The 6,540-nt window shown below is 42.2% G+C and carries 6 protein-coding genes and 1 pseudogene; 4 read left to right on the plus strand and 3 right to left on the minus strand.

The window, feature by feature from the left end; translation table 11 throughout:
• Window positions 1–372: 372 nt before the first annotated feature.
• Both Q0191_RS03550 and Q0191_RS03555 read left to right on the plus strand, forming a co-directional pair.
• A complete protein-coding gene (locus tag Q0191_RS03550) occupies window positions 373–810 on the plus strand; it encodes a GNAT family N-acetyltransferase (protein ID WP_297663905.1) in 438 nt (145 codons plus the stop codon).
• 442 nt (window positions 811–1,252) lie between these two features.
• Window positions 1,253–2,587, plus strand: coding sequence for an Nramp family divalent metal transporter (locus Q0191_RS03555; protein ID WP_297663907.1), 1,335 nt, complete (start codon window positions 1,253–1,255; stop codon window positions 2,585–2,587).
• Window positions 2,588–2,836: 249 nt separating this feature from the next.
• Here the strand turns inward: Q0191_RS03555 and Q0191_RS03560 are convergent, their stop codons facing one another.
• From Q0191_RS03560 to Q0191_RS03570, 3 genes are read right to left on the minus strand one after another with little or no spacing between them, the layout of a single operon-like run.
• Window positions 2,837–3,469 (minus strand): SGNH/GDSL hydrolase family protein, encoded by a 633-nt coding sequence (locus Q0191_RS03560; protein WP_297663909.1) that lies wholly within the window; start codon window positions 3,467–3,469, stop codon window positions 2,837–2,839.
• Window positions 3,470–4,297, minus strand: coding sequence for a Cof-type HAD-IIB family hydrolase (locus Q0191_RS03565; protein WP_297663911.1), 828 nt, complete (start codon window positions 4,295–4,297; stop codon window positions 3,470–3,472). It lies immediately after the preceding gene.
• A gap of 15 nt (window positions 4,298–4,312) precedes the next feature.
• Window positions 4,313–5,389 (minus strand): DUF3114 domain-containing protein, encoded by a 1,077-nt coding sequence (locus Q0191_RS03570; RefSeq protein ID WP_297663913.1) that lies wholly within the window; start codon window positions 5,387–5,389, stop codon window positions 4,313–4,315.
• Window positions 5,390–5,598: 209 nt separating this feature from the next.
• Here Q0191_RS03570 and Q0191_RS03575 point away from each other — a divergent pair, with 209 nt between their 5' ends.
• Window positions 5,599–6,246 carry a metal-dependent transcriptional regulator gene (locus Q0191_RS03575; protein WP_297663915.1) on the plus strand — a complete coding sequence of 216 codons (648 nt, stop codon included), beginning with the start codon at window positions 5,599–5,601 and terminating at the stop codon, window positions 6,244–6,246.
• Window positions 6,247–6,350: 104 nt separating this feature from the next.
• Window positions 6,351–6,540, plus strand: a pseudogene (locus tag Q0191_RS03580) (MarR family transcriptional regulator); the annotation flags it as partial.

Below are 6,540 nucleotides of genomic sequence, written 5' to 3' on the forward strand. Positions count from 1 at the left end.
ATTGCTGCAGATGCAGTAATTTTCCCTTGAGTCATAATGATAACTCTCCTTCAAAATTAAATTATTTATCGAAAACTTTCAGATAATATAATGAAAACGTTTCAATAAACTTACTCTACAAATTTATCACTTTTTCCACCGCTTGTATAAGAATATGCTCAGGAACGCTTTAGAACTATTACATAACAATTATGAGATTTTTCTGACTTTTGAAATGTATATTATAATAGATTTCAGAAAAAGCGGAAACTGACTCTCGCTGACCTTTGAAACTGTCAAAAATTTTAATTCAGAGCAAGCTAGGAATTTAAGGGCTAAACATGCTATAATATTGCTAGGTAAACGAAAATATTCCAAATAGTAGGTGAAAAGATGATCAGAGAAGCCAGTCTCAACGACCTAGATGAATTACTCCATTTGTACCTCTCCTTGCACGAGACGGCCATTCCAGAAAAAAGCCCAATCTTACAAAAAGTCTGGCAGCGGATGGTAGAAGATCCAGACCACCATATTATTGTCAAAGTGCTTGACGGAAAGATTGTTTCTTCTTGTATTTGTGTCGTCATTCCCAATCTCACGAGAGGGCTACGCCCCTACGCCTTGATCGAAAATGTCGTTACTCATCATGACTTTAGAGGCAAGGGTTATGCCAGTGAATGCCTTGATTTTGCTAAGAAATTAGCGACCGAAGCCAATTGCTACAAAATGATGCTGCTGACGGGCTCCAAGAAGGAAAGCACCTGGAATTTTTATAAGCGGGCAGGTTACAATCATCATGATAAAACTGCCTTTATCCAGTGGTTAGACTAAAGCAAGCAAAAATCTTTAATGAATATAGAATAGATAAAGTCGAAATCAACCTCTGCTTCCAATTGTCGAAGAAAGTGATCTTTGGGAACCAATTCGTCTATCGTATAGAAGCCATATTGGCAGCGATTATAATCTGGTTTTTCTTTGTGAAACATAGCGAGCACCTCATAACTTTTCTTATCATTATTATACGACTTTACAAAAAAAGTCCTTAGAAACTTCTGTTCTGAGGACTTTGTCTTCAATCTGAAGCCAGCGTTTTACTACGCTGGCTTTTTGTAATACAGACCTTGCTTATTTCAATTATCAGTTCTTTCCTCAATTATCCCTCTAAAATGTGATATAATAAGGGTGAATTGGAAATAGGTAAACTATTTTCATTATTTTTTCAAAAAATCTATTAAAAAATAGCTAAAGACAGATTAGAAAGTGTAAAATTCCGATGTCTTCTTACAAAAAAGTCTCTCTTTCTGAAATCAATCAATCGATTGAAACTCCGAATAACAACCATTTTTGGCAAAATCTAAAAGCATTTTTGGGACCTGGCGCTCTTGTAGCAGTTGGCTATATGGATCCTGGAAACTGGATTACCAGCGTGGTTGGTGGTGCTTCCTACAAGTATAGCCTTTTATTTGTTATTTTGATTTCATCCATCATTGCTATGCAGTTACAACAAATGGCTGGAAAGCTTGGTATCGTGACGAGGATGGACTTAGCGCAGGCAACAGCTCATCATGCTCCCAAGTGGCTCCGTTATAGTCTGTGGGTGATTTTAGAATTAGCTTTAATGGCGACAGACTTAGCTGAGGTTTTAGGTTCAGCGATTGCCTTAAATCTTTTGTTTAAAATACCGATTATGGTTGCTATCCTCCTAACCGTTTTAGATGTATTTCTTTTGTTGTTATTGATGAAATTTGGCTTCAAAAAAATTGAAGCCATCGTTACGACTCTTATCTTAACCATATTAGGTATCTTTGCTTATCTAGTGGCTTTATCCAATCCAAGTATTCAGGGGATATTTGGTGGTTATTTACCGACTTCAACTTTATTTGAAAGTCCCCTGCCAGGACATGAGAGTCAGCTGACCTTGGCTCTAGGGATTGTAGGTGCGACAGTCATGCCCCATAATCTCTATCTTCATTCCTCCCTATCCCAAACAAGGAAAATCAATCACAAAGATAAGAAGGATGTTCGGAAAGCTGTGCGTTTTATGACTTGGGATTCAAATCTTCAGTTGTCCCTAGCTTTTATTGTCAATTCCTTACTTCTCATTTTAGGTGCCTCCCTCTTTTTTGGTCATGCATCTGAAATTTCAGCTTTCTCCCAAATGTACAATGCTTTACAGGATTCGACAATAGCAGGAGCGATAGCTAGTTCAACTCTGTCAACTTTATTTGCTCTAGCTCTCTTAGCAAGTGGTCAAAATTCGACCATTACAGGTACTTTGACAGGACAGATTGTTATGGAAGGTTTCTTGCATCTGAGATTACCTCAGTGGATTATCCGTATCGGTACACGGATTTTTGCCTTGCTCCCTGTGATTATAGTCGCCGTCTTGTTTGGGCATCAAGAAAAAACCTTGGATCAGTTATTGGTCTATTCACAGGTCTTTCTTTCAATCGCTCTTCCGTTTTCAATCTTCCCCTTGATTTATCTGACCTCTAAGAAGTCACTGATGGGAGAATTTACCAATGCCAAGTGGAATACAATCCTAGGCTACGCAGTTTCAATTATCTTAACAATTCTCAATATCAAGCTTCTTTTCGATATTTTTTAAGAGTGGTTTTGAAGTCAAGTCTCGGTATCGGCGTGAAGATTGGTAAAGAGAAAGTAGTCGTAGTTGATTCATAAAAAGAAACAAAAGAGAACAGTTGAAACTGTTCTTTCAGATTGAAGACAAAGCCCTTAGCAACTTCTGTTCTAAGAACTTTGTCTTCAGTCTGAAACGAGTGTGATAACAAAGTCACACTCGTTTTGAAATGTCAGTTTTAACTGTTTGATTAAGCTGGCCAAGAAAAATATTTTCTCAGAGATACGGCTGCAGTGCCTTTGACAGCATCGCATAGCCAGCAATAGTCAAGTGCAAGCCATCCGTAGTAAAATCCTCCCGCAGCTGACCGCCCTCGTCCAAGAAGTTATCATAAAGATCGATAAAATGGACATTGGTATAGATGCTTGCCAGGGCTCGGTAGGCACGATTAAGGGCTTGGATTTTCTCGTTCGTCCGAATATACACCGTTCCTTTGTACTGCTCCTGCTCATTCACAGGCAGGACGGACAGCAACTGGATCTGAGCTAGAGGATAGTCACGGGAAATCTCCTGAACAACTGCTTCCAGATTGGCCAGCGTTTCAGCCTGAGCCATCTCCTTGCCAATGTCGTTGGTTCCAATCAGGAGAAAAACCTTGTCCAGAGCCTGCCCAAAGAGATGGGCATCCAAGTTCTCTAAAAGCAAATCAGTCTTGTAGCCACGAATGCCACGATTGACCAAGGTTTTAGGGCTTTGCAATAGCTCATGCAGCGGGAAATATTCCACAATCGAATCACCGATAAAAATAATCGCTGGCTCTTTTACTGCAAGCTGATTCAGATCCCGATAATTTTTCTGGATCTTTGCCTGCTCATTTAAAAGCCACTGTTCTAATAGTTGAACTGCCATTTAGACTCCTTTTTCTAAGTATTGCTCAATCACCTGCAAAACGCCGGCCTCTGCATTGGCTGGTGCCAAGCGACTGGCAATGCGCTTAATCTTCTCATCCCCATTTTCCATAGCATAGGAGAAATCCGCTAGTTCCAGCATTTCCAAGTCGTTTTCACTGTCGCCAAAAGCCATGATTTCCTTGCTTTTAATTTGCCACCGATCCATGAGCTGACGAAGCCCCCAAGCCTTGTGAAGGCCTTCTTGGATAATGTCAATCGCGCCATAGCCGCTGGTCACAGCACTCAATCTTCCAGCAAATGCTGTATTGATCTGCTGCGTAATCTCTGCCGCTTGCGCTTCATCTACCATAACGCTCATCTTCAGCACTTCTTCAAACGGATGGTCTTGCAGATTAGGCACGAAATTCATTCGCTTGTAGAAATGAACCGCCATTTCTTCTGTCATAATCTTGCTAATCATCGGAAAATCCGTACCGTCCTGAACAAAGCCGCCTTTAGTGGAAGTAACCACCAGATGCACCTCTCGTTCTTGACCCTGAAAATAAGCCAGCGTATCTGCAATCAAATCAGGCTGCCAGAAGGTACCCAGCAACATTTCATTCTTTTCAAAGATTCTAGCGCCGTTGGCGACGATCAGGGTCATACGCTCTGTCAAATCGCCCAACAATAAACGCATTCTCTGAATTTCATTGCCCGTCGCAATGACAAACTTGATGTCCCGCTCTTCCAGCTGGTCTAAAACTGCTGTCAGGCGTGGCAAATCCAGCTCGCCTCGCGGATCCAAAAGGGTACCGTCCATATCCGTAGCGATCATTTTAATTGGCATCTTCCCACCTCATTTCTATAGCCTCAGATATTTATTTTTTACTTTATTCCATAAATATTTGAGATACTCTTTTCCTTTTAACTTTTCGACTAATGATTTTTCAAAGTTTTTTACTTGGGCATCAACTTGACTTTTAGCGCTTTTCCCCGCAATTGCATAGCAACCCTTAGCCGTATGGTAACCAGCCAAGCCGCGATTATTCTGAGGAGCTTTGAAAGCTTGCCCGCCATTCCGAATCGCCAGCCTGCGAAACTGGGGATCCCACTGGGATGGACTTTTGACATCGTAGTAATAATGGGAACTATGATTGAACAGGGAGGGCTTCTCCCCGTAATTAAAACTAGCTCCATTGACTAGCCCATTTTGGCTGCTCTTTTCTGGATCTAGGAGATTGAGAAACTGCCCTTCCCTATCCAGAATAAACTCGGTATGGAAACGATGGAGAATCTTGATATTGGCCTGATAGGGCTGATGGTCTGGGTAGGTCACCTGGCCCTTATCGACAAAGACTTTATTGTGCAACCGCGAAGATTCCCAAAGCTGGCAGTCCAGGTCAGGATGCGCCTGAAAATAGGCTAGGAGAGCCTGGCCATCTGTCATCCCCGGCTTACGAAAATGCTCTCTAACCCACTGGGCTTGCTGACTGGAAATAAGGTAGCGAAACTGGTGCAACTGACCTTTTAACCTTTGATTACCACTGTCTGCAATAAAGTCTGCTGGAGAAAAAGCCTGCCGAATCGTTTGAGAAAACTGACGCCAAAAGGGAGTGTGAGGCGATAAGTCCGAATGCATGCGCGAGAGCAGTTTGGTGATTTCTGCTGCTTCCCCGCTCAATTCGTCAGGCATGTCCATATAGAACATAGCTAGCTCTAACAACTTCTCAGCTTGCTGGGGCTGGACTGCTCGACATTCAAAAGACCATAGCTTCTGAAAGAGCGGACTGCCAAATATAAGGGCCTCCTCAAAAAGACCTTGGCGAGCTGATTCATGCGGCAATGACGCCATTTCTGCTAGAAAAACTTTATCAAGAGCAGCTTGAGACCAGCCGAGTGCTTGTAATTCTGTATAGCATTGCTTTATTTCTACTTTCATCACCATCCACATCCATCATATGAAATTTCTTCAGCACCGTTCGGGGCTTCGCTAGCAGGCTCATGCAGCCTTCGATAGCTCTCCTATTTACCTCTAAATATGCCAAAATTTCAGCTAAAAGTCAACGTACAATGGAACTTTCGACCTCAAATTGTATTCTTCCAGCATTTTTTGCTATACTAGTCTTAGGAAAACAACGAGGACAAAAGATGACGCCAAATAAAGAAGACTATTTAAAATGTATTTACGAGATTGGCACGCGCCAGGGAAAAATCACCAATAAAGAAATCGCCCAACACATGCAGGTTTCTCCGCCGGCCGTGACGGAGATGATGAAGAAAATGCTGGCTGAAGAACTCCTAATCAAGGACAAAAAGGCCGGCTACCTGCTGACCGACCTAGGCCTGCAACTGGTCTCTGACCTCTACCGCAAGCACCGATTGATTGAGGTGTTCTTGGTCCAAAAGCTGGGCTACACCACGGACGAAATCCATCAGGAAGCCGAAATTCTGGAACATACCGTTTCTGAGCGCTTTGTCGCAGGCTTGGAAAAAATGCTGGATTTCCCTGAGACCTGCCCTCATGGTGGTACAATCCCAGCCAAACACCAGCTGCTGAAAGAAAAATACCATCAAACTTTAGCATCCGCTCAAGAGCCCGGTAGCTACCTCATCCGCCGTGTCCACGATGACTTTGAGCTTTTGGCCTATCTGGAAAAACACAATCTGAACATAAACCAAGAAGTCAATTTCCTCCAGTATGACGACTACAGCCAGCTCTATCAACTAGAAGTAGACGGCCGAGCAATCCAGGTTAGTCCTATGATTGCCCAACAGATTTATGTAGAAAAACTATAAACAGAACCCAGTTCAGACTTTTTAGTCTAAACTGGGTTTTTATTGACAAAAATAAGATGTTAGAATATAATAAGTGTACTTATAAATATCCAGAGGGAAAGCTAATGGAAACATCACAGTTTAACTCCATCTACAAGGATGAATATAGAAAATCAACCGGTCTGCTCTTTATCCGCACCTACCACAAGTGGCATGGGCTGATTAAAAATGAGCTGAAAACCATTGATTTAACCCATCCCCAGTTTGTCGTTCTGACCACTCTTGCTGCACTCCTGCGTCAGCAAGAATGGGTGA

Source organism: uncultured Streptococcus sp. (genome assembly GCF_938036805.1).
GTDB lineage: Bacteria > Bacillota > Bacilli > Lactobacillales > Streptococcaceae > Streptococcus.